General features: G+C 63.4%; 1 protein-coding gene. It reads right to left on the reverse strand.

The features are described 5' to 3' along the window. Positions 1-633: Rpn family recombination-promoting nuclease/putative transposase (locus ACYQ2W_RS26490; protein ID WP_459874106.1), on the reverse strand; the 633-nt coding region annotated here is incomplete at its 3' end. Positions 634-744: the final 111 nt, after the last annotated feature.

Raw genomic sequence — 744 nt, forward strand, 5'->3', positions numbered from 1 at the left:
AAACGAGCGGCGCAGCCGGGTCTGCTCCGGGGCGTGCAGCCACGTCCGCAGGGTGCGGATCACCCGCAGTACGTGGGCGGGGGAGCGGCTGTTTTCCAGCCGGAAGAGGGCGGCGGCGAGGTTCTTCAGCGGCGCTAGATCCTCTTCGGTGTAGCGGCGCTCGTCGAGCAGCAGGTGGCGAAAGGAGGGGCGGTAGGCCTCCAGGCCGCCGGGCACCGGCTCGATCAGCTCGCCGATCTCCAACGGCGCGCCCCAGCGGGGGGCGCCATTGTAGAGAACCAGGGGCAACACCGGCGGAAGCCGAGCGCCGGGTTTCAGCCGGTCCCGCTTGATCAGGTCCTGGTAGAGCAGACCCAGGTAGGTGAGCAGACGCACCGCCATGAAGGGGTCGATGGTCGATTGGAATTCCAGTAGCAGATAGACATAGACCCAGCGCTCCTTGAGGCGGACCCGCCAGACCATGTCGTCGATGCGCTCGCGCAGGTCGTTGCTGACGTAGCTGCCGGCCACCCGTTCGAGGGTGGTGAAGTCCAGCTCCTTCACCCACGCTTCGTGGACGAATCCTTCCAACAGGTCGCGCACCAGCTCCGGGTGGCTGAAGAGATGCTTGTAGCCGGAGTCGTGGGTCGTCATCGCGAGTCTCAAAACGTGTCTTTTTCAATTATCCGTTTTGAGTCCTTCTGCGATCAATTGGGAGAATTCTGATAGGGAGGGAGTTAGTGAAGGGATCGGCGGCGGTGTTAT

Source organism: Endothiovibrio diazotrophicus, assembly GCF_054657215.1.